This is a genomic window from Nitrospira sp. Kam-Ns4a (genome assembly GCF_965152595.1).
In genome coordinates this window covers 3,701,365-3,726,622 of the sequence record NZ_OZ224218.1, presented here as the reverse complement: position 1 = coordinate 3,726,622, position 25,258 = coordinate 3,701,365, and the positions used below count along the sequence as shown (strand labels likewise).

Here is a 25,258-nt window from a genome sequence, read left to right as displayed (position 1 = left end):
CGCCTCCCCGCGTCCGGGTCCCCTTGCTCGGCCCGCCTGGCGGACATCCGCCAGGCGTGCCGAGCGAAGGGAAGCGGTTACTTGAACTGGTACAAGCTGTCGTTGTCCTCGTAGCCGGTCCGGTCCGTCTCGCCGGTGTCCTGAGGTCCCTGCGGAAAGATCTGCGGGTCCCGGACGCAATTGAATCCATGGCCGGGTGTCCATGGCGTGCGCGGCGGGCTGATGGCTGGCGTGCTGCGCGGCATGCGCGACCGTCTGGGCTGTGAGCGGCGCACTGGCCGACAGCAGACAGGCGGCCAGACCTGCGGTCAGGTATCGCGGGGGTGCGCGACGCATCGGGGTTGCGATCTGCCAGGAAGACCGCCGCGCGTCATGTCCCGAAATGGGGCGAGACGGGTCCGGCCAGACCGATGAGGCGGCTACGGATGCTGCAAACGAGACGCGGTCTTGCCGGTACGTGCCCATCGCGCCGTGCGACTCGTCGGCAGGAGGCGGACTTGCTGCTGGCGCGGTGATCGGTCAGCCGCTCGGAGGCCCTCTCATGTGGTGGGGGCTTTTCCGCGGAGATGCCTTGACAGCGACTCGTTGACCGACTTACGATCGGGACCTCCGGGAGCCTTCGATGGTCCGTTTCTTTCAACGATCGGTCGCCGTCCTGCTTGCCGTCTGGCTGCTGTCGGTTGGCGCGTTGGCTTATGGCCAGATGGTGCAGCACGCGGTGCAGCACGCCCACCACAAGGCGGCCACCCACGCGACGGCGATCTGCTCCTGGGTCTGTTCCGCGGGCCAGGTCCTTGAAGGCCCCGCGATTCCGCTGCACGTCGCTATTGGTCCGCTGACCGTTGCCAGTCTTCCACCCGGCGCGCACTGGGCGAGCGCGGTCCGGGTGGTCTCTCCCTCCCGCGGTCCTCCTCTCGTCTCCGCCTAAGCCGTCACTGCGATAGCGGGTCCCTGGTCCGTCTCGAGTGTTGCAGCCGTTGTAACGCCAGAGCAACGGGTCCCCGGTGCAGTCTCGGCGCAGCGTCGCCCGGCGCCGGCCGGATGGGCGTTCCCGGGCGGGCCAGGCATCCTTTGGCGTTCTTGATGGGGGGAACGGCGCCCGTTGGCCCGGCCGGCCGTCGGGCTGCAGGGAGAGGAGATGACCAATGGGGGAAAAGAGAGCCGCCCGCGCGGCGTGGGCGGCGGGAGTGCTGTGTGCGCTGGTAGCCCTGGCGGCGTTCCCGCACGAGGGCAACGCTGCCTGCGGCAGCGTCACCTGCTTCATCGTCATCGGGTCTCAGCAGCAGATCCCGCAGAAAGGGCTGCTGACCGTCAACATGTTCTATACCTTCACGCCCATGAGCTTGCAGGGTGGCACCTCCGGCGTGATCCCGGCCATTGATCAGAATCAACGCCGCCTAATTCTGGATCACCACCGGGAGACCCGGACGATCACGCAAACCGCCACGCTCGACTTGAACTACGGCGTGACAGAGCGGTTCGGGTTCGAGGTCACGGTGCCCTTCTTGAGCCGGATTCACCACCATATTGACGGGCTGGGCGAGACCAACGGCGGCGCCGGCGACAACGTGGACTTCTACGACAACGGGCTGGGCGACATGCGGCTGACCGCCAAGTACAACCTCCTGCCGACGCTGCGCAGCATGCTGGTGGCTGGTTTCGGGGTGGAGCTGCCGACCGGGAAATGGAATTCGCGCGACGCGAGCGGTGGGGTGATGGAAGCGCCGAGCCAGCTCGGCCGCGGGCAGGTGGGGCTGATCGGGTCCCTCTACCAGACCTACGAGCTCATCCCCCACCGCCTCAACCAGTTCTCCTTCGCCTCTTACCGCCACACGTTCCGCAACAATGCCGGCTATCAGTTCGGGGACGAGTATCTGCTGAACGGAGGCGTGAATATCGTCACGGTCCCCTGGCTCGTGCTGACCGCTCAGGTGAATTACCGCTACCTGGTCCACGACAACATCAGTGCGTCACTCGAACGCTCTCAAACTCCAAGCGATCCCGGGTTTCCGGGCGATCCGATCGTCCTGGATGCGGCCATCCGGAACCGGCGGGTGCCGAACACCGGCTCGACCTATCTGGCCTTTACGCCGGGGTTCATGATCACTGCGAGCGAGAAGACGCAGATCTATTTCTATTCGCAGATTCCTGTGGTCCGCGATTTCAACAACAACCTGGCTCAGGACGTGAGCTTTACCTTCGGGCTGACCTACTATTTCCAGGTTCCGGGCGTCTCGTGAGCCGGGGCCGGCGCAGGAGGCATGGTCATGAGCAGAACGCGAATCAGGACACTGGTGCTGGCGGCCGTCACCGTGCTGGCTCCGCTCGGGCAGGGTTCTGCCTGGAGCATGGGGGAGCGCCCACCCGTGGTCGGGATGCCGGCGCCGGACTTCAGCCTGGCGGACCTCCAGGGCCGCACGCAAAGCTTGAGCAGCTTCCGGGGCAAGATCGTGCTGATCAACTTTTGGGCGACCTGGTGCAAACCCTGCACGACTGAGATGCCCGCGATGCAGGCGATGTACGATCGGCTGCGGGACCAGAATTTCGTCGTTTTGGCCGTCAACGAGCTGGAGGATGAGGCCAAGGTGCGGGAGCATATCCAGACCTACCGCCACACCTTTCCGGTGCTGCTCGACCACGACAATCGGGTCGCCAACCAGTACGGGGTCTTCGGTCTGCCCGTCAGTGTCTTTGTAGATGAAAATGGCGTTGTACAGGAGTACATTAAGGGGGGGCTGCTGACTGAACAGAAGATTCAAGAGGTGGTGAGCCGCATCAAGGACCGGCTCGCCGCCCAAGCCGCCGCCGTCCGGTAACGTGAAAGGGATGAGCCTGCACGGTCGCCGATTCATTGCGTGGTGTTTCGCCAGTTGCTTCGCCGTGGTGCAGGTCGTTGTGTCCGTGCAGGCCGTGGGCCACGCGATGGAGCACGTGCGGCACGACGCGACGCCCCACGTCCCGGTCGGATGTACATGGCTCCATGTTGTCGGAGAGTCGCTCGAAACCGCGGCCGACACCGGCCTGCTCCGGGTCGCCTTCGTGACCGCTGTCGAGGTTCCCGCCTCCTGCCGGAGCGGGGTCCTGCTCCCGCTCCGGTCCTGCTCGCGCGCCCCGCCGCCCGTCCTCCCTGACTGACGCCCCCTCAATGACTGGGAAGGGCCGGCCGGCGTCACCCGGTCTAGCGGCGGGCGTGCTGCCAACACCGCCCTCCGGATTGCCGCACCGAGAGCGGATGCGGGGCGTGTCGCGGCCGCAAAACCCCCTGTTTTCGGGCGAGCCAAACCGGGTTATCGTTCGCTCCTGAGCGAGTCGGGGAGGGAGGAGAGATGGAAGGAGTCAAAGTCCTCGTGGATTACGGCGTCATCGGATTGTTGTTGGTCTTGAGTCTCTGGGCCGTGGCGGTGGCGGCGGAGCGCTGGGCGTTCTATCGCCGCGTGGACATGGCCCAGTTTCCGAGCCTGCAGCTCTTTGAGATCGCCTTGACCAGGCGGCTGGTCGTCATCGGGACCGTGGCCGCCAACGCGCCTTACATCGGCCTGCTGGGGACGGTGCTGGGCATCATGCTGACTTTCCACACGATGGGGACCTCGGGCACGATGGCGGTCAGCACGATCATGGTAGGCCTGAGCCTGGCGCTCAAGGCCACGGCGGTCGGGCTGCTGGTGGCGATTCCCTGCGTGGTCCTGAACAACGTGCTCCGCCGACGGGTCACTGAACTGGTCACCCTCTACAAGGTGCGTCATGGAGCGTGAGCTGGATCAGATCAACGTCATTCCGTTGGTGGACGTGATGCTGGTGCTGCTCGTGATCGTGCTCACGACGGCCACCTTCATCACGACGGGCCAGATTCCGGTGGACCTCGCCAAGGCGAAGGACGCGGGCGATCGGAAGGACGTGCCGCTGGTCATCACGATGGCCAGCGACGGACGCCTGTTCCTGAACGAGCAGCCCGTGTCGGAGGAGGAGCTGAAGATCGGCCTGCACCCGCATCCGCGGGAATCGTTGGTGGTCGTGCGGGCGGACCGAGTCACGCTGCTCGAGCGATTCGTCCGCGTCGTGGACGAGGTCCGGGGGCTGGGGTTCAAGCAGGTCAGTCTGGAGGTAGAGCGGTCGTGACGACCCTGCCGCTCCGGCACCCGAGCGAGGCCCAACGGCTCCTGCTCGGGTGGGGCCTGTCCCTGCTCGTCCATGGCTTGGCCGCGGCAGCCGCATACGTCCTGGTCGCCGATCTGCGGCTGGTGCCTCAGCCGGAGCCCTTCCGGTGGGAGGTGACCATGGTGGAGGCGCCGCCGCCGACGCGGGCGGAGCCGGCGGAACCGGCCGGCGGCGATCCTGCGCGGCTAGTCGCTGCCCCGTCGGCTCCGCCGCTCGCCCCGCAGCCGGCCCTGTCACGTCAGGCGGTGGAGACCGTCCCGGCGGTCCGGCCGGTCGAGCCCATGCAGACTCTGGAGCGGATCGAGCCGGTCGTCCGCGAGCTCGTCCGGCAGGAGCTCAGGCCGGTGCAGCCGGTCATCCAAGCCGCGCAGGCCGCGCCGACGGTCCAGCCGGTGGAGGCAAACCGGGCGGTCAGCCGTCCTGTAGAGGCGCTGCCGCTCCACCCGGAGCCGGCTCCCCAGGTCCGCGACACCCGGACCGGCGCGGCGGTCATTGCCGATCCCGTTCAGGCGACCGTCCGGGAGGTCACCCCGGTGGCGGCGCGGGAGGTGCCGAAGCCTATCACAAAGCCGGCCGAGGCCGCGGCCCCGGTCGAGCCGGCTGTGCCGCTGGTGTCAGCCGCCGCCCCGTCGCCGGTTGTCTCCAGACCCCTCACGGATGTGACGCCGCTGACGGCGCCGGTGCAGGCCCACGAGCGTGCCCGGGGTGCCCAGGAAGCCATTGCCAAGCTGGCGCCGAGCGCGGGGAGCGGCTCGCCGGGCGGCGAGCGGGTCGCTTCCGCTCAGCCCGCCGCAAGGACCGACTTCGGGTGGCTGGCGGATGCCCTGTTGAACCGGGTCCACCAGTTGAAACGGTACCCGTTTGAAGCCAGGATGAAACGGCTGGAGGGGCGGGTCGTCATCCGGGTCGTCATCCGGGAAGACGGGAACCTAGAAGATTTGACCGTCGTGCAGAGCTCCGGTCATCAAATCCTGGATCACGACGCCGTCGAGATCATCCGACAGGCCAGCCCTCTGCCGTTGGCGCGCCCGCTGGGGCGTCCGCAAGTCGTCGTGCAGGTGCCGATCAGTTATCGGCTCAAACCCTAACGGAACGCCAAGGCTCCAAGCAGCATGGACCGACGCAGGAGGAGACCCGACATGACAAGTTCATCTGGCATACGGCAGGGGCCGCGGCTGATGCTGGCCGCCGGTGCGCTGGCCGTCTTGGCCCTGACTCCCGTGGGACCCGGCTGGGCGCAGCACAAGCCCGACAAGCCGTTCACCGCTGTCCTCACCGACGTACAAGGCGTGGAGACCGAGGTGCGGAACGTGGTCTTCTATTGGGAGGAGAAGGTCAGTGAAACCGCGTTCGTCCCGCATGAGGTGAAGCACCTGCCCGTGAAGCGCGGGACCGCCACGATTCACGTGCGGTTCGAGACCATCCGTCAGGTTGAGGCCAAACCGGGGGCTGATCAAGGTGCTCCGTTGCTCCACATCACGCTCGCCAACGGCAAGACTGGGGAATTCACCCTAGCCATTCCCGGCAGCTTCCGGGGGGAATCGGATTTCGGTCAGGTGGATCTTCCGGCCACCACCGTGTCCAAGGTTCTCTTCAAGTGAGGCTCTCTGCGGCAAGCCGCCGCGCCGTGGCATGGCGCTTCTGGGCCGCAACGCCGCGGATCCGTTGATTTCCTCTCCTCGCTCTGTTTATAGTCGCCGCTGGGTGCTGAGCCGGTCTCAAGGAGACGAGCTTGGGCAAGGCTGTGGGAGCGGGAGGGCGACGGGGCCGGGCGGCGGGCGCGCCCATCCTCGTCCTTGTCCTGTGGGCGATGGTCGCGACCGTGTCGGCGCAGCCTAGCCCACCGTTTCAGTCCGGCCCCGCCTCGCGCCAGTACCAGCAGGGGCTCAAGCTCTACCAGCAAGGCCGGCACGACGCGGCGGTGGAGGCGCTGAAGAAGGCCATTGAACTCCAGCCGACGTTCGCCGAGGCGCATCATCTGCTCGGGCTCGTCTACTTCAACGGCAAGAAGCAGCCCCGCGAGGCGGCGGATGCCATCCAGCGGGCGCTCCAGGCTGATCCCCGGCTGCCCAAGGCCCACTATGACCTTGCGCTGGTCTATCAGACCCAGGGCAAGGCCGCCGAGGCGGAGGAGGCGCTGCGGCGCGCTATCGAGCTGGACGCTCAGGACGCGGACGCGCGCCTCGCGCTCGCCCGACTCTACGAGCAGGAGCGCGCCCCGGCCAAGGCCGTCCAGGCCTACCGGGAATTGCTGGCCGTCCGGCCGGACCATGAGGCGGCGCTCTATGGGCTGGGCTATCTGCTCGATAACCAGGGCGACGATCGCCAGGCGACTGAATTGCTGACCCGGCTGCTTCGCGCGAACCCGCGCCATGCGGACGCCTGGTACCTGCTCGGCCGTATCGCCGAGAAGGACAACGACCTGGAACGGGCCGCCGAGGCGTACCGACAGGCGATCACGGCCAAGCCGGACCTTGTGGATGCGCACTACAATCTGGGGTTTGTCTACCGAAGCCAGGACCGTCCGATGGAGGCGGTCCTGCAGTTCCTCCAGGTTATTCGCTTGAGGCCGGAGTACGCGGAGGCGCACCTCAACCTCGGAGCCGTGTACACCAGCCTGAACAAGCTGACCGAAGCGGAACGCGCCTACCAACAGGCGATCACGCTGAAGCCCACCCTCGCCGAGGCCCACTACCACCTGGGCGTGCTCTACGAGCTGCACCTCAAGGACCCGGCGAAGGCCCTCGTCTATTACCACCGGTACCTCGATCTGGGCGGAAAGGACGAGCGGGTGGAGCGGATCGTGCGGCAGGGCAGCCGGTAGGTCCGGTCGCGGGACGGGCGTGCTACCACCAATACGGGTAGGGATAGACCGGCCAGGGGCGCCAGTAGGGGAAGGAATCCCAGGAGTAGGGCCTCCGCCGGGAGTAGGGCTGGGCGGCGGACTCGCGGCTCGGCCAGATCTTCAAGGTTTTGATCTCCAAGGTCGGGTACCGGTACTGGGTCTCATCGAGCGGGAGGGTCGTCTCGCCCAGCACCTCGCCCATGATGGTAAGGCGTGTGCCGGGCGGGATCGTGGCGGGATCCAGAAACTCCTGCTGCACGGCCAGGAAGCGTCCTTGGGACTGGCTCCGGTCCCAGGCGGGCTCCCGCGTCTCGTCCAGCGGGAGTTGCAGCACCTCGATGCGGACGCCTTGCTTGAGGACTTTGGCGGACAGGACTTCGCCGCCGAGCACCACGAGCTGGCCGCTGTAGGTCTGCGGGGACTCCTTCAGGTCGGCGAAGGTCAGACGCTCGTTGAGGCGGGGCTTGAGCGAAGAGGGCACGACCGGATCGGCCGCGCATCCGCACAGCAGCAGCGCCCCGCTGACCAGGGTGCGGATGGCTGTGCCCGCGGACAGCATGGATGGTATTCTATCATGCGGGTGACTGACGCGCGGGAGTCCGGGTCCTGACGGACGAGCGATCCCGAAGCTGCGTACTTTAGCGGGGAGGCGCGATGAGCCTCATACACGGTGCGATCACGCGAACGGCGCTCGCGGCTTTGGCCGTCGCCTGCGCCGCAGCCATCGCGGGGGCGGCGGAGCTGAAGGGGAAGTACGTCGAGCTCAAGGAGCCCTCGACCCACGTACCCGGCAAGGTCAAGCTGACCGAGTTCGCCGATTTTTACTGCCCGCACTGCCATCTGTTCGAGCAGGTGGCGGTCCCCGAGCTGAAGAAGGAGTTCGGCGCCAAGCTGGAGATCACGATGGTCGGCTTCCCCGTCATCCGGGGGAAGCTCCCCACCGCCTTCGAGATGTACGAGCAGGCCAAGGCGATGGGGAAAGGCCCGGAGATGAAGCAGGCTCTCTTCCGCACGATCCACAAGGAGCGGCTCGAGATCTTCGACCGCGTGCTCCGCGCCGCCCTGGCAAGAGAAGTCGGCCTGGACCCCGAGGCGTTCGAGGCCGGGCTTGCCACCGGCAAGCCGGCGAGGGCTGTGCAGGAAGGGAAAAGGCTGGGCGAGCGCCTCAACGTGCAGTCCACCCCGACCGTCATCCTCGACGGGAACATCAAGGTGGAACCCCTTGAGCTGGATAATCTGAAGTCGCTGATCCGGAGCATCCTCGCCGCCGACGCGAAACGCTGACGGCTGCGCGCCATCCGGCTCGCCGCGCGAGCCGTGACAGGCTCGCGCGTCCCTCCGCAGACGCCCCACCCTTGATACGTAGCAGAAGCTAGTCGTTACAACGGTTCGGCCTCCCCGCGGGGCCGGCGGCTGGCTCGGGCTGACCTTCGATCCATTCGCCAGCCGCACTCGTCGCGACCGGCATCGCTCCGTGACGACTGCCAGGCCGGTACGCCGCCCCGGGTGTGACCAGGCCGCGACCTCGCTTGCCCACCCTTTGTAAGGTGAAGGCCCAATCCATGTCCGGCTATGCACTGACATCTCCGGTGAAGCCCCTGACAACGTTGCGGGACATCCCTGTCCCCACCAGAGGGGAACCCGTTCCGTTGCAGCGGAATTGGCGAATTGTCAGCAGAAACTTTCGCTTCTAGTGTACGCCTCACGGAGCCAAAAGTGGAGCGCACTTCCGCGTGCGCGTGCTGGGTCGTTTCATCTTAAGAGAGGGGGCGAGGGATGATTCGCTGCACGCATCTCGCGACACGAACTGTTCGCATGCTGATCCGATGGTCCACCGTGACAACCGCCGTCTTCGCAGTCTTGCTGGCCCTTCCGTTCATTCCCTTCACGACGGTCCTGGCCGCTGCTCCTCATGCGCCCGCCGTGCACCATCATGACGGTGCGGATGTGATGGAAGAGGCGCCGCAGGGGCCGCGTGAGCTCGCCGCCGCCGGGCCGATCACGACGGACGCCGGTCCAGTGTTGGATGGGCAGTTCCGTCAGAAGCTCGCCAAGGAGTTTCCCACCGCCCCCTTCACGACGATGGCGATGGGGCACATGATGTCGGAGGGTGTGCCCCTGCACGGCGGGGGCTCGGGCCCCGGCATGATCTCGTTGTACCCCAAGGACCCGTCGGTCGAGACCGTGTCGCTGACGGGCGGCCTCTGCCCGCCCGGCACGCCGACCAGGAGCTACGACATCGCAGCAATCGCGCTGGAGATCACGCTGAACCGGTTCCTGGACTTCGACCCGCAGGGGCGGATGTACGTCCTCACGGAGAACCGCGTCAAGGCGCTCCAGGAGGCCCAGCAGAACGCCAACGCGCGGGCTGGCCTCGGCCAGCCCGCCGTCTCGATCGGGCTGCAGGGTGACATCATCCAGCCCTTGGTGATCCGCGCAAACCAGGGAGAGTGCCTCGTCATCAACTTCAGCAACAACCTGGCCGAACCGGCGAGTATCCACATCCACGGCTCCAGCGCGATTGTAGCGGGAGCCAACGTGCCGGCGATCGCGGCCAATCCGGCCAGCATCGCGAGCCCGGGCGGTTCCGTGACCTACCAGTGGTTCATCAAGCCGGACCAGCAGGAAGGGACCTACTACTTCCACAGTCACGGGAACATGCGTGAGCAGACCGCGCACGGATTGTTCGGCATGGTGATCGTGGAGAAGGCAGGCTCGCAGTTCCTGAATCCGTGGACCGGGCAGCCGCTCAAGAGCGGCTGGTTCGCCACCATCGTGCCGCCCTCCGGGCCGAGCTTCCGGGAGTTCGCGGTCTTCTACCATGAAGTCGGAAACGACAATTTTCAGATCCGCGACAAGAACAACAACCCCCAGATCATGTCCGACTTCGTGACCGGCGCCTACAAGTGGGGCGGGCGGGTGCTGAACTATCGGGGCGATCCTTTCCGGGACCGCCTGCTCTTGATCAATCAGCGGCACGGCTTCTTCGACGAATCCATGGCCTACGGCTCCTACACCAACGGCGATCCGCCGGCCCCGATGCCGCGCTCTTATCTGGGCGATCCGATCAAGTGGCGCCTGGCGCACGGCGGCTCGGAGGTCTGGCATGTCCACCACTACCACGGCGGCTCGATTCGCTGGAAGCGGCAACCCGGGACCGGCGACACCCGCTTCGACGTGGGCTTAAGCAAGTTTCCGCCCCTGACGCCGGATGTCCAGGAGCCCGGCCGGCCCGCGCCGAGCTTCTCCGATTTTGTGGATGCGCAGTCCATCGGGCCCTCCGAGACCTTCGATCTGGAGAGCGAATGCGGGAGCGGTGGTTGCCAGCAGGTCGCGGGCGACTTCCTCTGGCATTGCCACGTGGCCCACCACTACCTGGGCGGGATGTGGTCGCTCCACCGGGTGTACAACACGCTCCAGAACGGGCCCGCGTCCACCGACAACCTGCCGCCGCTCCAGGAGCTGCCGGACCGCCAGGGGCGGATGAAGCCCGCGGTAACTTCCGCCGCGCTAGTCGGGACGACGGTGGACTGGTTTTCCACGCAGGCCCAGGGCGGCATTTCGGGCACGCAGTACAAAATCGTGAGCGGCCCGACCGATCTCTCGAAGAGCCCGCCGGAGTTCTCGCTGACCGACTGGGTCGAGCAACAGCTTCCGCCGCAGGGGAAGCCGGGGAACGCGCTCACGGAGGCGGGGCAGATCCAGGCCTATGACGCGACGGTCCACGATTGGATCCGGACGGGCAACACCTATTTCAACGAGCCGGAGACGGCCCAGGTCTGGCCGAACTTCGCGTCCCCCACGCCGGGGCAGCGGTTGCCGATCCTGTTCGATCCGACCACCGGCAAGCTCGCCTATCCGTTCTTGCATCCGCACCTCGGGAAGCGGGCACCGTTTCCGCCCAACCACGGCCCCGCGCCGTTTCTGGAGCCGATCCATTTGAACTCGGATGGGACCAGGAGCACCGAGCCGGCCAAGCCGGGCGAGAACGGCCTCTGGAGCCTCTGTCCGGAACGGAGCCCGGAGAACCCGAGCGGGACGCCGCGCAAGTTCTACAACATCCATGCGCTGCCAGTGGAGATTCCACTCAACCCTGACGTCAACAATCCCGTCTTCGGGTTCCCCCTGGTGGACACCGAGGGGCGTCTGTTCGTGCTGCATGAAGAGCGGGCCGACGTCCTGGCCGACAACAGCAAGAAGGTCCCGCTCGCGATCCGAGCGAACGCCCGGGACTGCGTGGACGTGGTGCTCAAGAGCGAGCTGCTGGACACCTTCGAAAACTTCTTCCTGAGCAAGGTGAACCTCCACATCCACTTCGTCCAGTTTGATCCCCAGGGGAGCGACGGGGTGATCACCGGCTTCAACTACGAAGGCTCCGTCCGGCCCTTCAACATTATCGGGCAGACGGGTATGCAGCAGCCGATGAACACGACGCTGGCGGCGGGCGTCCCGTCCGGCAGCACCACCATCACGGTCGCGGATGCGAGCCGGTTCCATCCCAACATCGAGCTCGGGATCGGCATGGAGCAGCCCGCGACGTTCGAGGTCGGCCGGATCGTCGCGATCGCCGGCAACACGATCACGCTCGCCAAGCCGCTCCAGAACTCCCACGGCACGGGGGAGTTGGTGAGCGTCGAGTTCGTGCGGCACCGCTGGTATCCGGATGTCCAGAACGGCATCACGTACTTCCACGATCACGTCAACGGGATCGCATCGTGGAAGCACGGGCAGTTCGGCGCCATCGTGATCGAGCCACCCCACTCGACCTATCACGATCCCGCGACGGGCGCGGAGATCCGGAGCGGGATCGTCGCGGACATCCACACCGCCGAGAAGCTGACCACCGACGTCACGGGGGCCTTCCGCGAGCTCGTCATGCTCATGCAGGACGACAACCCTCTGACCAAGTTCAATCCGGTTGGCCAGTCGGGCTCGCTGGGCAGTTCGCTGAACCTGCGGGTCGAGCCGCTGCCCCAGCGCTTCGCCCTGGCCGATCCCTCGGTGGCCTTCAGCAGCCTCGTCCACGGTGACCCCCATACCCATCTGCTCAAGGCCTACCTCGGCGATCCGGTCGTGATCCGCATGCACCAGACCGGCGCGCATGAGACCCACAGCTTCCACGTGGACGGCCATTGGTGGCGCGGCGAGCGGTTCAGCCCGCTGTCGCTGCCCAAGAACACCCAGCACGTCGGGATCGCTGAGCGGTACGACCTCGTGATCCCGAGCGCGGGCGGCCCGCAGCAGAAACCGGGCGACTATCTGTTCTCCAACGCTCGCCGCTCCAAGCTCCGCGAAGGGAGCTGGGGCCTCCTGCGTGTGTTCGGCCAGACCGTCGGGGAGCTGCAACCGCTGCCCGGCCGGACGATCCCGCCGAGCCCGCCGGTCTGCCCGCCGACCGCGCCGTTCAAGTTCTTCCAGGTGTCGGCGATCAACAAGACCCTGGATCTCGGTAACGGGACGTCCATCAACGGGCGGATCTACGTCCTGGGGGCGGACAAGGCGGCCGTGCTGGCCGGAACCAAGCCCCCCCAGCCGCTCGTCCTTCACGTGAACGTCGGGGACTGCGTGAACGTCCAGTTCACCAACGAGCTGGCCTCGGGCCGCGCCTCCTTCCACGTCGAGAAGATGGCCTATGATCCGGCGCAGTCCTACGGCGCCAACGTCGGGCTGAACCCGCTCGACCAGACGGCAGGCCCTGGGGAATCCCGCACCTACGTCTTCTATGCGCACCCGCAGTTCGGCGAGGGCGGGGTGCTGATCCGGGACTATGGGCTGCCCTCCGACGTGATCACGCCCCCGTTCACCATCACGCAGTTCGCGAACCCGCGCAACGGGCTGTTCGGCGCGATCATCGTGGGGCCTCCGGGCGCGCAGTACTTCGATCCCGTGACTGGGGAGGACGTGTCCAAGAAGAGCCGGGTCGCGGTGGATGTGGTCCGGCCGATCCTCGTCGGCAGCCCGGTCCAGATCGGGAACACGCTCTGCCGGATCCAGGCGATCCTGAATACGACGCCGCTCGCGTCCCTGGTCCAGCTCTTCTGCACGACGCCGGATCAGAACACGATCGCGCTCACGACGGTGCTCGCCAGCCGCTATCGCGACTACGCGCTCTTCTTCCAGGACGAAGACGAGAAGATCGGGGTCTTCACGATCCCGTACCCGGAGGCGGTGACCGGGCTCACAAGCGTGAACTACAAGGCCGCGCCGCTGTCCCAGCGACAGGCCTTTGGGCCCGAGAACGCGTTCCGCGCCGACCTGTTTGGAGATCCGCCGACGCCAGTCTTCCAGGCCTTCGTCGGCGACCCGGTGGTGTTCCACGTGTTCGGCCCGTCGAACGAGCAGAACCAGGTGTTTGCCATCGAGAACCACCAATGGCCGCTCGAGCGGTTCATGCCGGGCGCCGACCTGCTGGGCTCCTTCCAGTTCGGGGCCGCGGAAATGCTGGATATGTACGTGAAGGACGGGGCGGGGGGTGCGGCCGGGCTGCCGGGCAATTACCTCTGGTTGAATCACCGGCTGCCCTATCTGGAAGCCGGGCAGTGGGGCTACTTCCGGGTCTGCGCGACGGTCCCGACCCCGGGGAGCCCGACCTGTACCGTCAGACCGCTCGCCGTGCAGGGGGTCGCGCCACCCCTGCCGGGGCTGTAGGCCCGGCTAGTCGGGAGGTCATGCAGGCGCGCGACTCTGCCCGGAAGGCTGGCGTGGGCGGAGTCGGGGCCGTGCAGTTGCGAAGGCGCCGTGCAGGCGACAGAGGGGGCGAGTAATACCAGGAAGGAGGTGAGGCAGGATCAGGTGATTCGAGAGCAGCGGTGGAGTGTGCGAGTCTTGGCGCGTTAACCGCAAGATCACCTTGACTGAACGGTTCATATCAGAGGAGGCGGAACATGAGTGCAATGAAGACTTGGGGGAAGCTGGTGCTTCCCGGGCTGCTCGGGCTCGGGCTCGTCGTCAGCGGGACCGTTGCCCAGGCCAACACGTTTAACATTACGATCACGAACGACAGCCCCTGGTTCAACCCGACCCGGGTGTCTGGGGTGGTCGGCGACACGGTCAAGTGGCGGAACATCTCGCAGGGCACCCACACGATCACGAGCCTGCAGATGGCGACGCCCCAGTTGACGACGATTGACACCGCGTCCCGCGACTCGGGGCTGGTCATCGGCGGCGCCTTCGATCGCCGGGCCTGCACGCCCGGCTGCACGTTCTCGGTCACCTTCAGCAGCCCGGGCACCTTCCCCTATGTCTGCTTCATTCACCCCTACATGGCGGGCAACGTGACGATCACCTTGCCGGGGGTGACGGTGGCGGCCGGGCCGGTGCCCGACATCATCCAGGGGCCCACCACGCCGGCCTCGGGCCTCCCCTCTTCCAACGGCTTTAGCCAGGGCGTGGGGGAGGTCTGTATCACCGGGGACTTCGAGAAGCCGGCGGCCAATCTCCCCTCGGGCGTCGTGCACTGCATTGACGCGAAGACCTTCACCGACCTGCCGCTGGGAGCCTTTGACGGCACCTCGACGGCTGGCATTGCTCCCGCCTGCTTTGGGGACATCGGCCCCGGGGCCTGTATCCGGAAGGTCGCGGTGGCGGGGCCGTTGCTCGGCCGCAAGATTGGCGGGCGGTTCGAGGGCATCGATAACGCCCACAACATCTGGTACAGCAGGGATGGCAAGAAGATGTTCGTCACCGAGTGGCACGGGTCCAACTTCTGGACGTTTGATCGGATGACGAACTCGTTCCTGGCGATCACGCCAGTCTTCTCGGGGGCAGACGTGACGCACGTGATGACCACGCTGCCGGGCGAGTCGGTCGGGGTGCTGACGCTGGAGGGCGGCATGGCGGGCAACCTCGGGATCTTCGATCCGGCAACGAGTGCGATGGTCGGGCTGCACAGCTTCGGCCCGGTCCATCACCCGCACGGGCCGTGGATTTCCTGCAGCGGGGCGGGGCTGGGCGGCGGGATCATGATCGAGCCTTTCCCGATGTCGAACTTCATCGGGTTCACCACGCTGCCGGGCGCGCCGACGGCGGCGCAGGTGATGGCGATGAGCGACGTGATCACGGCGTCGCCGGGACTGTACCCGGTGGCGACGGGGGCGCTGTCGAACTGCACGAAATCCTACACCTCCAACGCGGTGTCGGGGACGATCACAGTGAACAACGTGATGAGCGGCGAGGTCGTGCACGTGATCGACCTGCCGGCCTGCGCGCAGTGCACGCTGATGGGGGTGCCGGCGCCGCACACGCAGGTCCCGATCCAGATCCCCAACAGCCCGGACAACCGGTACGTCGTGGTGGCGATGGGGAAGGCCTCGCAGGTGGCGATCATTGACGCGGCGTCGGACAGCGTGATCAACGTGGTGGACTGCGGCAGCGGCTGCCATGGGGCGAACATGGGCGCCAAGGCGGGCGGCGGGTTCTACGCCTGGGTGTCCATGCAGTATCAGGACAAGGCGACGGTGGTGGACATGGATCAGTTGGTGAAGGCGGGGGATGTGCCGGTGAACGTGCGGAGTATCCTGACGCTGCAGGGGCTGACGCCGCTGGGCTTGCCGACGGCGGTGGTGACGGCGGAAGGCAAGTGGGGCGACATGGGCGTAGGCCCCTTCCCGCTGCCGCCGCCCTGGCACCTGGGGATCGCCGGCGCCGTGGACTAGCCGGCGGAACGAGCCAATGAAGAGCAAGGGGGGAGCGGCCTGCTCCCCTCGCCGCACCCGAAATTCTCTTAGAGAACCAGGAGGTGTACCGTGACTTGTGTTCAAGCCCGAACCCTCATCCTGGCCATCGGGCTGGTGGGGGGGATGGCGTTGAGCTTGTCGGGGCCTAGCTATGCGGCCACCCTGCAGGTCAATATCTTTGGGGTGCTCGGCAACGATGGGTCGAACCCCAACCCGGCCTGCACCGGCTCGGCGATCTGTGCCTTCAACCCCAACCCGGCCAACATCGCGGTCGGTGATTCCATCAATTTCGACAACGTCGGCGGGCAAATCCACACAGCGACCGGAGACCTGAACAACTTCCAGCCGTTGAACGTGGTCCAGCAACCAGGCCAGAACCAGGGGAACTGCCAGCATGCCCCCAACTGCTTCTCGACTGGCTCCCTTAGTCCTGGTCAGACGAAGCTGATCGGACCGTTTCAGTCTCCAGCCATGACCTTCGACTACTACTGTGAGGTTCACGGTCCTGACCAAATGCGTGGTACCCTGAACATCAGTGGGGGTGGGACCACGACGACCACGACCACCACTACGACGACCACCACGACGGCGCCGACCACGACGACGACAGCGCCCACCACCACAACGACCACAACGGCCGCGACGACCACCACCACAGCGCCGACCACAACCACCACCACGGCGCCGCCGACGACGGCGCCCACCACCACAACGACCACAACGGCCGCGACGACCACCACCACAGCGCCGACCACGACCACCACGACGCTCGTGTGCTCACCGCACGATATCGTCGTGCAACTCCCGGCTGCTCAGCCGCCGATGAAGATCGGGACCATCGTGAACGTGTCGGTGATTCTGTCGAATGTCGGTGGATGCGTCGAAACGGCACACGTCACCTTGAGCGGAACGATCAACTACAGCTCGTCGCAGACCACGACCATCGTGCCGAGTAACACGCAGACCCTGATCTTCCAATACCCGGTGCCGGTGCGGCTGGAGGTGACCTTGACTGCCAGCGCGCCCTTATCCGGCGATGTGACGCCGGCCAACAACTCGGATACGAAGACCTATCCGACCACCCTGTAGGACGCTCGGTTGCACGCCAGTGCCGGGGGAGGGCTCCGTCAGAGCCTTCCCCCGCCGGGCCGTCACGCCTCTCGGTCAATCGTAGTCCTTCAATGCGGGGATTCTCGCTGGAGCCGCGTTGGAGTACGGTGGGCTGGGCGTCTTCCGAATGCCTTTGATGCAGGGGGTCAGAGCAAGAGGTGCACTATGTCGCTCGTATGGAGCTTCGTGATCGCTGCAGGGTTTCTGGTCGCCGAAGCCTTCGGGGCGCAGGCAGTTGCCGTGGTCGCGCCGGCACCGGGCGACGACGAGGTCGTTGCCCGGGTGAACGGGGTGACAATCACTAAGGGAGAGGTGCGGCAACGGGTGGATATCTACGAGCGGGCCCACCCGGGCCTGGCCCCGGGCGAGGCCCGGGTCCGCCGAGCCGGCGTCGCCGTCCAGGTGCTGGTGCACAGTGTCCTGGAGGAGCAACTTGCCCGGCAGTTGGGGATCAGCGTCACCGACGACGAGGTCGAAGCGTAATATGCCAAGATGCGCGGTAAGCAGGACGAGCGGACCTTTGCGACCATGCTGGCCCTGCAGGGGAACGATCCCGCCAATCTCCGCCGGGACCTCCGCCGGGCGCTGGTGTTCGAGAAGATCACGAAGAAGCTGGGAGAATCCATCGTTGTGACCGATCGGGACATCCGGCTCAAGTACGAGGAGCAGAAGGCCGCCTACTACCCGGAGCAGGTCAAGGCCCGGCAGATCATCGTCCTTACCGAGGACCTCGCTCGGCGTCTCTACAAGCAGATCAAAGAAGGGGCGGACTTCGCGGAGCTGGCCCGGACGACCTCGACCGAGCGGAGCAGCCGGGAGAACGGCGGGGACCTGGGCTGGGTGCTGCGCGGGACCGGCCACTATCCGCCCTGGGACGACATCGTGTTCAAGATGAAGCCGGGGGAGATCAGCGAGCCCTTTCAGACGGTCCACGGCTGGCACATCGTCAAGGTGGAAGGCTACCGGCCGGTCGGGTGGGGGCGCCTGGAAGACAAACGGGACGCGATCGTGTCCATCATCAAGAAGCAGCGGGCCTACGACGAGATGCAGCGCCGGGTCGAGGAGTTGAAGAAAAAGGCGGACCTGTGGGTCGCCGACCGGATTGAGCTGGATGCCCCTGCCGCGGCGCTGAACACGAAGAAGGGGCAGTGACCGTCATGTCCGAGATCCGTTGGCCAGCGGCGTTGGGCCTGAGCCTGAGCCTCGGCGCCGTGGGGCTGGCTCTTTCCGGGGTGGCCGGCGACAGAATGGCGCGCTCGGCGCTTGGGGAGGTATCGGGTGAGGCCGCCTCCGCGGCCGGCCCGGCCGGCCATGTGACCCAACTCACCTCGCCGGCCGGCGACTGCTCGTATCTCAGCCCACAACTGTCCGGGAACGGGCAGTGGTTGGTCGCGATCGCCGTCTGCCCGCCGGGGCCGACCGGGCGGCAGGACCACCGCATCGTGCGGATCGAGCGGGCCACTGGAGAGGAGCAGGTGCTGACTCCGCCCGGTGCCGAGTCGTTCTCGCCCTCCGTGAGCGACGACGGCCGGCGGGTTGCCTTCGTGAGCACCGCAGACCTGGCGCTCGGCCAAAATCCCTCCCACCTTGAGCAGGTGTTCCTCTTCGACGACGCGACGCGCCGGTACACCCAGGTGACGCAGGTCCGCGCGTCCGACTCGAATCGGACGGTACAATTCCCCCGGCTCTCGGGAGACGGCCAGTGGCTCATCTTTGCCTCCGATGCCGACCTCGTGCCCGGGGAGAACCGGGACGGGAACACCGAGCTGTTCCTGTTCGACGTGCCACGCGGCACGCTCCGGCAGGTCACGCACACGGAAGGGCCCGCGCGACATGAACGGCCCCTCATCTCGCGCGACGGCCAGACCGTGGCCTTTGTCGGCGTCCATCCGCCCCTGGACCGACGGATCCGGACCGGCCTCTACCTGTGGAGTCGCACGACCGGAGCGGTGCGGCGGCTGGCCCAGACCCCGACGGCGGATGCTGGGGCGTTCGCCCAACTCGTCATGGCCGGCGACGGCACGCGCCTGGCCTTCGCGGGACGCTTCGACCTGCTCGGCGAGAATCCGGACCGCAACATCGAGCTGTTTGCCTTCGAGGTCGAGGCCGGGCTCCCGCGCCAGCTCACGCACACACACGGCTGCGCCAGCGCGAACCCGGCCCTCTCCGCCGATGGGCGGACGCTCCTGTTCATCTCGAATTGCCGCTTCGATGGCTTGAACCCGGAGCTGCACACCGACGTGTTCCTCATGCGGGTCGAGACCGGGACGATCATCCGGCTGACGGACAGCGGGACCGTCGCGGTGGCCGAAGCGCCCGCCCTGGACCGGACGGGGCGCCTGGCCGCGGTCTCCTTCGGGGCCGAGCTGAAGGGCATGGTCAACCCGAAGCGGCTGCTGCAGGTGGCGCTCTTGACTCTGCCGCCCCTTGCGGCGGTCGCTGAGACGCCGCCTCGGTGGGTGGCGGCGGACGAGGTGTCGGCGGTCGTGATCAGCCGGCACGAGCCGGACACCCTGTATCTCGCCAGCCCGCGCCTGGGGGTCATGAAGAGCGAGGACGGCGGCCACTCGTGGCGGCTCTTCTCCTACGCGCTTGGCACGGAGGCTGTGACCTGTCTCGTTGAGCACCCGGAGCGCGCAGGGCTGCTGATCGCGGGGACGCGCGACGCCGGGGTTTACAAGACGCTCAACCAGACAGGTCTGTGGGTCTCGGGGCAGGGGCTTGCGGACCAGCGGATCCTGGGGCTCGCGATTGATCCGGTCTACTCCGACGTCCTGTACGTGGATACGCCTAGCGGGCTGTTTCGCAGCACCGATCTCGGCGACAACTGGGAGCCGGTCCAGGCCCGCCTGAGCGCCGACAAGGAGACCCCTCCAGCGTCGCCGGTCCGCGCGTCGGAGCCGCTTGCCCCCCCGGCCGCCGCCAATACGTTGGTGCCCGTCTCGGGAACGGCCGGGCGGCTGCTGCGGCTCACCCCGGCCGGACTCCTGCTGCTCAGCGGGGATGCTGCGGAGTGGGTGCAGGTCCAGACCCCGCTGCCCCCCCAGTGGGTCGTGGTGGGGCCTCGGGGAACTCCATGGTTCATCGGGACCAGCCGGGGGATCTTTCGCGCCGATCGTCTCGAGGGCGGCTGGCGGCCGGTCGCCGGGCTTCCCGAAGAGCGGCTCCCGCCGGTCACCTTCACGGCCGGCGGGACGATGCAGGCTGCAGCCCGGGGCTGGCTCTATCAGAGTCTCGACCGCGGCGAGACCTGGACCCGGCTTGCGTCCTTGGAAGGACTGTCCCGCCTCCTCCCGGAACAGGCGCCATCGGGCCTCCTGTTGGCCGCCTTGGAGCATGGCGGCCTCGCGCTCTCCTCTGACGGCGGGCGCGCCTGGACACGCCTGCGGATCCCGGCCCCCTCGCCGCAGGGCCTCAAGTCCGTGCTCATGAGGCCGGCCCGGTAGAAAAGGAGTCCCCTCAACAGGTGGGTTCTCGCTAGCCGATCCTAGGTATAGAGTGAGGCTCGTCGGTTGCGCGAGGCGGGGGCGGTTCAAGCGTCCGCCGGGAGGTGCCCGTGTGCTGCGCCTGCCTGTCCTCCTGATCGGCCTGCTGCTCGCGTTGGTCGCAAGGCTGTCTCCCGCGGACGCAGCGGTGAGTCACGTCTCGGTCTATGGGATTCAGGGCGACGACAGTCGCGGCCATGCCAAGGGTGAGCCCTTCGGTACGGTGAATCCCGCTTGTACGGATTCGGCTGCCTGCGCATACGCGCCGACTCCCGTTACGATCCAGACGGGCGACTCGCTTGAGTTCGAGAACCTCGGCAAATTCAAACATACGGCGACCGGCGACCTCGCGTTCTCGCCGCGGCTGCCGGAGATCGTCCAGCCGAGCACGTCCAGCAACAACTTCTCAACAGGGAAGCTGGACTCTGGCCAATCCGTGCGCATCGGCCCCTTCGAGCGGGGCGGGGCGCTCAGCTTTTACTGCCTGATCCACGGCTCCGACCAGATGCGCGGCACGGTCTCGGTGCAAGCCACCGCCACGACCACGACGACCACGACGACGGCGGCCAGCAGCACCACGACGATCGGGGTGTCGTCAACGACGAGCACAGCCGCCAGCACGACTACCACGACGACGGCGCTGGCTACCACCACGACGGCTACCGTCCCAACGACGACGAGCACGCTGCCGCCAGCCCTGCACGACATCGTGGTGAGGTTTGCGTCGAACCAGCCTCCCTTCATGATCGGGACGATCGTGCCGGTCACCGTGGTGGTGACCAATGTCGGATCGGTCGCGGAAACGGTCCGGGTCTCCTTGAGCGGGGACATTAACTACAGCGCCGTCCAAAACGTGACGGTGGCCGCCGGGGCCTCCAGTCACGTGGTCTTCGAGTATCCGGTTCCCGTGCGGCTGCAGGTCACCCTGACGGCCAGCGGCGCGCTCAGTCCCGGCCTGGTCGACGCCACACCGGCCAACAACAGTGAGACCAAGACGTTCTCGACAATGACCGGCTCGGTCTCCCACACCTTCCCGGTCCGGCTCGTGGACTCGAGCCCCTGGCTCGTCCCGACCCGGATGAGCATCACGATCGGCGATACGGTCCAGTGGCTGAACCTCTCAGCCGGGACCCACACGGTGACGAGCTTGCTCATGGCGGTGCTCAGCCCGGTGAGGAGCGCTGCCGGAGGCGGGGAGCCGGTCCTCGGCGGCGACTTCGATCGCCGGAGCCTCACCCCCGGCATGACCTTCAGCGTCACCTTCGACAAGCCGGGGGTCTATCCGTACCTCTGCTTCATCCATCCCTACATGGCCGGGGTGATCTCCGTCGGGCTGCCGGGCGTCGCGGCGCCAGCCGGGCCAGTGCCCGATGTCCTGAACGGCGCCATGACCCTGGATGGCGCGCTTCCCACGGCGTCGGGACACCCGCCGGGGATCGGGGAGTTCTGCGTCGCCGCGGCCTTCGAGCTGCCGTCCGGCGCGGCCGTGCCGGGCGTGGTGCACTGCGGGGATGCCGCGACGTTCCAGGACCTGAGCCTGGCTGCCTTCGACGCGGATGCGACGGCGGCAGTCCGGGTCATGGGGCCGACGGACGGGGCCGCGCCGCTCGTCGGTCGCCGGATCGGCGGTCGTTGGGAAGCGCTCAACAACGTGCACGACCTCTGGTTTGACCGGACGGGCACCAAGATGTTCGCGACTCTCTGGCACGGCGAGGCGTTCGTCACGGTGGACCGGATGACCAACCGGATCGTCGACACCACAGTCCTGTTCACCGGGGGTGACGTCACGCACGTGATGACGAACCCGGCCGGGACGGTGGGCTTCCTCACGCTCGAAGGGGGGCTGTCCGGGCAGATCGGCCTCTTCGACCCGAATCATCCGGATCACCCGGTGACCGGCTTCATCCCGTTGACCCCATCCCGGCATCCGCACGGGTTCTGGATCTGCGGCGACGGTCAGACGGCGGTGGCGGCGCTCCCGATGTCGAACGAAGTGGCCTCGCTATACCTACCCGGGTCGCCGGCGGAGCTGGGCGGCGTACGCATGGTGGCGCCCGCGCTGGGGCTCTATCCCGTGGCCGTGGGGACGCTGCCGAGCTGCACCAAGGCCTATGCGTCCAACGCGTTCTCCAATACCGTGGGGGTGCACGACCCGTTGACTGGGATCGGGCTGCAGCGCATCGAGCTGCCGCTCTGCGAGACCTGCACGCTGATGGGCGTCCCGCTGCCGACGTGGAACGTGCCGATGCATCTCCCGCCGAGCCCCGACGGGCGATTCGTCGTGGTGAGCCTGGCGAAGGCCGGCCGCGCCGCGGTCATCGAGACCGGGTCGGACCTCGTCGTCGCCCTAGTGGACTGCGGGAGCGGCTGCCACGGCTCGGCCTTCGGTCCCAAGCGGGGGGGCGGCTTCTATTGGTGGGGGGCGTCCGGCTATCAGGACAAGCTCGCCGTGCTCGACATGGATACGCTGACCAAGGCCGGAGACGTGCCTTTGAACGTCCGCAGTCTCCTGACCCTGCCAGGCCTCGCGCCGGTGGGCTGCCCGACCTGCCCCACGGTCGCGGCTGGGCGGGCCGGGGCAATGGGCGTGGTCACGTTCCCGCTGAACCCGCCGTGGGTCCAGCCAGTCGTCCTGCGGTGATGGGGAACAGGCTCCTCAGAACAGACTGCCCCCTGATGGGGCAGGGCCAGCGCCCATTGTCGGAACGGTCGGGGCCCCAGCCAAGCCTGGCTGTGCCGGGGCCTGGCCGGGGGATCCCGGGGCGGACGAGCAGCCACTCTGAGGAGCTTGGCCGGGCTGGCCGCCAAGCGAAGAGACCCCTCCGCCGGGCATACCGTCGGCTGCGGGCATGCCGCCCAGGGAAGGCTGGGAGCCCGGCAACGGACCGCTCGAGGCCGCCAGCGGATTCAGTTGGTTCAGACCCGGCGCGCAGGGCTGTCCCGTCGCGATCTCAGCTTTGAAGAGGAGGTCGGAGTAGGTCTTGGCGTCCTTGAAGTTGACTTGGTCGAGGGGCTTGTCCCGACTCCGGCTCCGGACCCCCTGGATCTCCCCGTTCACCCGCACCAACTCGAAATCACCGCCCGTGATCGGGTCCTTGTACACCATTTGGAGCGTCGGCTTCGGCGGCTTGGTCATCTCTTCGAGCGTCATGGGGAAGCGGTGATCCCGGACCGATTTCATGACCTCGTAGTTCGCCGCGAACTGCTCGATTGCGGCCTTGATCCGGTTGCCGCGAAAGAGCAGCTCCGCCTCCCGGTCGCGCTTGATCGAGACCTTCCAGGACTTGCCGACCGTCGTCAGCGAGATACCGATGAGCACGACCGCCAGCATCACGGCGAGGTACGTCACGCCGCGCTCGGAGAGCCGGCGCCCGGCCGTCGCCGAAGCAGCCGACAGGGCCAGCGCCCGCTGCCTCATCTGCATCATTGGCTCGGCTGCTGGCTGGTCCCGGCCCCGCCCGGAGCGGCCTGCGGGAACGTCGGGAACAGCGGGTTGAACGGGTTCATCGGAGCTGGCGCCGGGGCCGGCGGTGCTGAGGCGCCGTCGGACGGCACCGGGCCCTGAGTGGGCATCGCAGGCAGTCCCGGCGGTGGCGGCTGGGTCGGCGGTGGCGGGGGCACGACTGGGCTGTCCGCAAACGGCGAAGCCTGCGCCGGAGCTGGGACATATTCGGCGGGCGCCCCCGGCACGCCTGGCACCTGCATGAGCGGGACAGTGGGGTCGGCCGGCACGGCTGGCAACGGCATCCCGAAGGGATTGTGGGTCGGGGGCGGCGGCGGGCTCGCGTTGAGCACCGTGCACTTCTCCAGTTGCGCCGGGCTGTCCGTGAAGACCTTGGCTCCGTCGGGGCCGCGACATTCGTAGATCTTTGCATGGGCCCAGGGTGGGGCCGCCGAAAGGAGGAGCCCGATGGCCACCGCGATCCGTGTCGACCGGCTGACCAGCGCTCCAAGACTCATGCGGGAACACTCCCTCAGAGCCGGGTCCACTGCCTGCATCAGGGTCCGAGGCTATTGTACCAAGCTTCCGGTGTCGCGCCAATGCGCGTGGGCTGTCGCCGGGGGCGAATTGCGGGGGGCCTGCGCTCATTTCACGAGGCTCAGGATGCCCCAATGCTCGGCGGGCTGAGTCCGGGTCTGGAGGTAGCGCTCGACCTGGTCGCGGGGGATCAGGGTCAGCTCGACGATATCGTCAACGGTGTAATGTTCGGCGAGACGATAGACGCGTTCCCGATCGTAGGCGTTGAGGGTCTCTTCGAGCGGCACCGGCGCATGGCGCCTCATACAGGCCATCACCAGGGTCATCAGCTCGGGAATCGTCCGCAGGGCTCGGGCCGGCACGGAGGTCCGCGCAGGACGGCACTCGCGGACGGTCACCGGGATCTCGCACCAGGTCAGGCCGGCCTGGTGGCCGCGGAGCACCAGCTCAGTGTCGAACAGATCGGCCTTCGTCACGCAAGCCCGAACCAGCGCAAGCACGCGATGCCGACGAAAGGCCTTGATGCCGTGCGTGTCCGATCCCTGGAAGCCAAGCGCGACCCGGAGGAACCCATTGAACAGCCGGGTGATCAGCCGCCGGACGAGCGGGCGCTCGTCCCGCGAGCCAGGTGCTACCTTCGAGCCGACGACGCAATCGTACTGGTCCAGCAGCCGGGTGGCGCGGGCGAGAAACTCCATGTCGCAGAGGTCGAGGTTCAACAGGACGAGCCGGTCGTAGCGGGCGTGCTCGATGCCAGCCCTCAGTGCATGGCCATAGCAGGCGGTCGGCAGGTGAATCACCCGGACATGCGGATCGCTCCGGCTGAGGTCCTGCGCAATCGGGCCGGTCCGGTCCGTGCTCCCGTTCTCGACCAGGACGACTTCGTACGTGAATGGCAACTCCGCCAACCCCTCAAGGAGGCCTGTGACGGCCCCGGTCAGGATCAGCTCTTCGTTGTAAATCGGGATGATGATCGAAACGGAAACCATGGTTGCCTCGGCATTGGCGG

At 67.0% G+C, this 25,258-nt stretch carries 22 protein-coding genes; 17 read left to right on the top strand and 5 right to left on the bottom strand.

Annotation, left to right across the window (positions count from 1 at the left end; translation table 11 throughout):
* Positions 1 to 77: 77 nt before the first annotated feature.
* Positions 78 to 245 (bottom strand): hypothetical protein, encoded by a 168-nt coding sequence (locus ACWHYQ_RS18535; protein WP_447973575.1) that lies wholly within the window; start codon positions 243 to 245, stop codon positions 78 to 80.
* Between the two features lie 377 nt (positions 246 to 622).
* Here ACWHYQ_RS18535 and ACWHYQ_RS18530 point away from each other — a divergent pair, with 377 nt between their 5' ends.
* The 9 genes from ACWHYQ_RS18530 (at position 623) to ACWHYQ_RS18490 (ending at position 6,979) form a co-directional block, all read left to right on the top strand.
* Positions 623 to 928, top strand: a complete 306-nt coding sequence (locus ACWHYQ_RS18530; RefSeq protein ID WP_447973574.1) for a hypothetical protein — start codon at positions 623 to 625, stop codon at positions 926 to 928.
* A gap of 217 nt (positions 929 to 1,145) precedes the next feature.
* Entirely contained in the window at positions 1,146 to 2,240 is a 1,095-nt protein-coding gene (locus ACWHYQ_RS18525) for a transporter (RefSeq protein WP_447973573.1), read from the top strand.
* A 27-nt stretch (positions 2,241 to 2,267) separates the two neighbouring features.
* On the top strand, positions 2,268 to 2,816 hold the full coding sequence (locus ACWHYQ_RS18520) for a peroxiredoxin family protein (protein WP_447973572.1): 549 nt from the start codon (positions 2,268 to 2,270) through the stop codon (positions 2,814 to 2,816).
* 10 nt (positions 2,817 to 2,826) lie between these two features.
* The gene (locus ACWHYQ_RS18515) at positions 2,827 to 3,135 is read left to right on the top strand and encodes a hypothetical protein (RefSeq protein ID WP_447973571.1); all 309 of its coding nucleotides are present in this window, start codon (positions 2,827 to 2,829) and stop codon (positions 3,133 to 3,135) included.
* Positions 3,136 to 3,326: 191 nt separating this feature from the next.
* Positions 3,327 to 3,752, top strand: a complete 426-nt coding sequence (gene exbB / locus ACWHYQ_RS18510; protein WP_447973570.1) for a TonB-system energizer ExbB — start codon at positions 3,327 to 3,329, stop codon at positions 3,750 to 3,752.
* Positions 3,742 to 4,116, top strand: a complete 375-nt coding sequence (locus ACWHYQ_RS18505; RefSeq protein ID WP_447973569.1) for a biopolymer transporter ExbD — start codon at positions 3,742 to 3,744, stop codon at positions 4,114 to 4,116. Before exbB ends, ACWHYQ_RS18505 begins: the two co-directional genes overlap by 11 nt.
* Complete coding sequence (locus tag ACWHYQ_RS18500) at positions 4,113 to 5,243, top strand: TonB family protein (protein WP_447973568.1); 1,131 nt, start codon at positions 4,113 to 4,115, stop codon at positions 5,241 to 5,243. Before ACWHYQ_RS18505 ends, ACWHYQ_RS18500 begins: the two co-directional genes overlap by 4 nt.
* Positions 5,244 to 5,294: 51 nt before the next feature.
* Positions 5,295 to 5,756 (top strand): hypothetical protein, encoded by a 462-nt coding sequence (locus ACWHYQ_RS18495; RefSeq protein WP_447973567.1) that lies wholly within the window; start codon positions 5,295 to 5,297, stop codon positions 5,754 to 5,756.
* A gap of 131 nt (positions 5,757 to 5,887) precedes the next feature.
* Positions 5,888 to 6,979 (top strand): tetratricopeptide repeat protein, encoded by a 1,092-nt coding sequence (locus tag ACWHYQ_RS18490; RefSeq protein WP_447973566.1) that lies wholly within the window; start codon positions 5,888 to 5,890, stop codon positions 6,977 to 6,979.
* A gap of 22 nt (positions 6,980 to 7,001) precedes the next feature.
* Here the strand turns inward: ACWHYQ_RS18490 and ACWHYQ_RS18485 are convergent, their stop codons facing one another.
* Entirely contained in the window at positions 7,002 to 7,559 is a 558-nt protein-coding gene (locus ACWHYQ_RS18485) for a Slp family lipoprotein (protein WP_447973565.1), read from the bottom strand.
* A gap of 95 nt (positions 7,560 to 7,654) precedes the next feature.
* On the opposite strand from ACWHYQ_RS18485, the gene ACWHYQ_RS18480 reads away from it, so the two are divergent.
* The 8 genes from ACWHYQ_RS18480 (at position 7,655) to ACWHYQ_RS18445 (ending at position 22,911) form a co-directional block, all read left to right on the top strand.
* Positions 7,655 to 8,284 (top strand): DsbA family protein, encoded by a 630-nt coding sequence (locus ACWHYQ_RS18480; protein WP_447973564.1) that lies wholly within the window; start codon positions 7,655 to 7,657, stop codon positions 8,282 to 8,284.
* A 531-nt stretch (positions 8,285 to 8,815) separates the two neighbouring features.
* Positions 8,816 to 13,648, top strand: a complete 4,833-nt coding sequence (locus tag ACWHYQ_RS18475) for a multicopper oxidase domain-containing protein (RefSeq protein ID WP_447973563.1) — start codon at positions 8,816 to 8,818, stop codon at positions 13,646 to 13,648.
* Between the two features lie 236 nt (positions 13,649 to 13,884).
* The gene (locus ACWHYQ_RS18470) at positions 13,885 to 15,654 is read left to right on the top strand and encodes a plastocyanin/azurin family copper-binding protein (RefSeq protein ID WP_447973562.1); all 1,770 of its coding nucleotides are present in this window, start codon (positions 13,885 to 13,887) and stop codon (positions 15,652 to 15,654) included.
* Between the two features lie 144 nt (positions 15,655 to 15,798).
* Entirely contained in the window at positions 15,799 to 16,764 is a 966-nt protein-coding gene (locus ACWHYQ_RS18465) for a cupredoxin domain-containing protein (RefSeq protein ID WP_447973561.1), read from the top strand.
* 186 nt (positions 16,765 to 16,950) lie between these two features.
* Positions 16,951 to 17,268 carry a SurA N-terminal domain-containing protein gene (locus ACWHYQ_RS18460; RefSeq protein WP_447973560.1) on the top strand — a complete coding sequence of 106 codons (318 nt, stop codon included), beginning with the start codon at positions 16,951 to 16,953 and terminating at the stop codon, positions 17,266 to 17,268.
* Positions 17,269 to 17,277: 9 nt separating this feature from the next.
* Positions 17,278 to 17,937, top strand: coding sequence for a peptidylprolyl isomerase (locus tag ACWHYQ_RS18455; protein ID WP_447973559.1), 660 nt, complete (start codon positions 17,278 to 17,280; stop codon positions 17,935 to 17,937).
* Between the two features lie 5 nt (positions 17,938 to 17,942).
* Entirely contained in the window at positions 17,943 to 20,231 is a 2,289-nt protein-coding gene (locus tag ACWHYQ_RS18450) for a hypothetical protein (protein WP_447973558.1), read from the top strand.
* A 112-nt stretch (positions 20,232 to 20,343) separates the two neighbouring features.
* A complete protein-coding gene (locus ACWHYQ_RS18445) occupies positions 20,344 to 22,911 on the top strand; it encodes a plastocyanin/azurin family copper-binding protein (RefSeq protein WP_447973557.1) in 2,568 nt (855 codons plus the stop codon).
* 15 nt (positions 22,912 to 22,926) lie between these two features.
* On the opposite strand, the gene ACWHYQ_RS18440 is transcribed toward ACWHYQ_RS18445, so the two are convergent.
* From ACWHYQ_RS18440 to ACWHYQ_RS18430, 3 genes are all read right to left on the bottom strand, one after another.
* Positions 22,927 to 23,697 carry a hypothetical protein gene (locus ACWHYQ_RS18440; RefSeq protein WP_447973556.1) on the bottom strand — a complete coding sequence of 257 codons (771 nt, stop codon included), beginning with the start codon at positions 23,695 to 23,697 and terminating at the stop codon, positions 22,927 to 22,929.
* A complete protein-coding gene (locus ACWHYQ_RS18435; protein WP_447973555.1) occupies positions 23,694 to 24,230 on the bottom strand; it encodes a hypothetical protein in 537 nt (178 codons plus the stop codon). The genes ACWHYQ_RS18440 and ACWHYQ_RS18435 overlap by 4 nt, the downstream gene beginning before the upstream one ends.
* Before the next feature lie 126 nt (positions 24,231 to 24,356).
* Positions 24,357 to 25,238, bottom strand: a complete 882-nt coding sequence (locus tag ACWHYQ_RS18430) for a glycosyltransferase family 2 protein (RefSeq protein WP_447973554.1) — start codon at positions 25,236 to 25,238, stop codon at positions 24,357 to 24,359.
* Positions 25,239 to 25,258 lie beyond the last annotated feature (20 nt).

Coding starts and splice junctions, on each gene's coding strand:
- ACWHYQ_RS18535 (WP_447973575.1), bottom strand. CDS start 245: ATGCCGCGCAGCACGCCAGCCATCAGCCCGCCGCGCACGCCATGGACA.
- ACWHYQ_RS18530 (WP_447973574.1), top strand. CDS start 623: ATGGTCCGTTTCTTTCAACGATCGGTCGCCGTCCTGCTTGCCGTCTGG.
- ACWHYQ_RS18525 (WP_447973573.1), top strand. CDS start 1,146: ATGGGGGAAAAGAGAGCCGCCCGCGCGGCGTGGGCGGCGGGAGTGCTG.
- ACWHYQ_RS18520 (WP_447973572.1), top strand. CDS start 2,268: ATGAGCAGAACGCGAATCAGGACACTGGTGCTGGCGGCCGTCACCGTG.
- ACWHYQ_RS18515 (WP_447973571.1), top strand. CDS start 2,827: ATGAGCCTGCACGGTCGCCGATTCATTGCGTGGTGTTTCGCCAGTTGC.
- exbB (WP_447973570.1), top strand. CDS start 3,327: ATGGAAGGAGTCAAAGTCCTCGTGGATTACGGCGTCATCGGATTGTTG.
- ACWHYQ_RS18505 (WP_447973569.1), top strand. CDS start 3,742: ATGGAGCGTGAGCTGGATCAGATCAACGTCATTCCGTTGGTGGACGTG.
- ACWHYQ_RS18495 (WP_447973567.1), top strand. CDS start 5,295: ATGACAAGTTCATCTGGCATACGGCAGGGGCCGCGGCTGATGCTGGCC.
- ACWHYQ_RS18485 (WP_447973565.1), bottom strand. CDS start 7,559: ATGCTGTCCGCGGGCACAGCCATCCGCACCCTGGTCAGCGGGGCGCTG.
- ACWHYQ_RS18480 (WP_447973564.1), top strand. CDS start 7,655: ATGAGCCTCATACACGGTGCGATCACGCGAACGGCGCTCGCGGCTTTG.
- ACWHYQ_RS18475 (WP_447973563.1), top strand. CDS start 8,816: ATGCTGATCCGATGGTCCACCGTGACAACCGCCGTCTTCGCAGTCTTG.
- ACWHYQ_RS18470 (WP_447973562.1), top strand. CDS start 13,885: ATGAGTGCAATGAAGACTTGGGGGAAGCTGGTGCTTCCCGGGCTGCTC.
- ACWHYQ_RS18465 (WP_447973561.1), top strand. CDS start 15,799: ATGGCGTTGAGCTTGTCGGGGCCTAGCTATGCGGCCACCCTGCAGGTC.
- ACWHYQ_RS18460 (WP_447973560.1), top strand. CDS start 16,951: ATGTCGCTCGTATGGAGCTTCGTGATCGCTGCAGGGTTTCTGGTCGCC.
- ACWHYQ_RS18455 (WP_447973559.1), top strand. CDS start 17,278: ATGCGCGGTAAGCAGGACGAGCGGACCTTTGCGACCATGCTGGCCCTG.
- ACWHYQ_RS18450 (WP_447973558.1), top strand. CDS start 17,943: ATGTCCGAGATCCGTTGGCCAGCGGCGTTGGGCCTGAGCCTGAGCCTC.
- ACWHYQ_RS18440 (WP_447973556.1), bottom strand. CDS start 23,697: ATGATGCAGATGAGGCAGCGGGCGCTGGCCCTGTCGGCTGCTTCGGCG.
- ACWHYQ_RS18435 (WP_447973555.1), bottom strand. CDS start 24,230: ATGAGTCTTGGAGCGCTGGTCAGCCGGTCGACACGGATCGCGGTGGCC.
- ACWHYQ_RS18430 (WP_447973554.1), bottom strand. CDS start 25,238: ATGGTTTCCGTTTCGATCATCATCCCGATTTACAACGAAGAGCTGATC.